The organism is Mesorhizobium sp. M7A.F.Ca.CA.002.05.1.1, from assembly GCF_003998335.1.
Taxonomy (GTDB): domain Bacteria; phylum Pseudomonadota; class Alphaproteobacteria; order Rhizobiales; family Rhizobiaceae; genus Mesorhizobium.
The window spans coordinates 1-641 of record NZ_RZQI01001543.1 but is presented as its reverse complement, the minus strand read 5'-3'; the positions used below and the strand labels follow the sequence as shown (position 1 = coordinate 641).

The 641-nt window shown below is 65.7% G+C and carries 1 protein-coding gene; it reads left to right on the top strand.

The features are described 5' to 3' along the window. Positions 1-641 (top strand): ABC transporter substrate-binding protein (locus tag EN939_RS36935; RefSeq protein WP_127272120.1); only part of this gene is annotated, 641 nt, incomplete at both ends.

The window sequence follows — 641 nt, the reverse complement described above, 5'->3', positions numbered from 1 at the left end:
CGCGTCGTCTGCCTGGAATGGACATCGGCCGAACTGGTGGTCTCGCTCGGCCTGTCGCCGCTCGCCGTCGGCGACACCAGGGGTTATGGCGACTGGGTGCAGGGCCCGGCGCTGCCGCAGGCCACCATCGACCTGGGATCGCGCAGCGAGCCCAATATCGAACTGCTTCGGGAGTTGCGGCCCGACCTGATCGTCGGCGCCTATGGCTATGGCTTGGACGAGAACAGCTTCACCAGATTGGCGCCGACCTTCAACGTGCCGTTCTACAGCGGCAAGGCTCCACCTTACGCGCAGGCGCAACAGGTGACGCTGCAGCTTGGCGACATGCTTGGCCGCAGGACGGAAGCAGAAAACCTTGTCGGGCGCACCGAAGCCTCGATCGCCCAAGCGCGTGCCAGGCTGGAGCGGGCGGTGCAAAAACCGGTCTGCGTCGTCAGCATGTTCGACGATCGCCATGTCCGCGTCTACGGCGCCGGCAGCCTGCTGCAGGATGTCCTCGACCGGCTCGGCCTCGTCAACGCCTGGACCGGCGCCACCAATGAATGGGGTTTTTCGACGGTCGGCATCGAGGAACTGGTCGCCGTCGGCGAGGCGCAACTGATCTCGCTCGATCCGATCCCGCCGCACGTCAGGATCAGGAT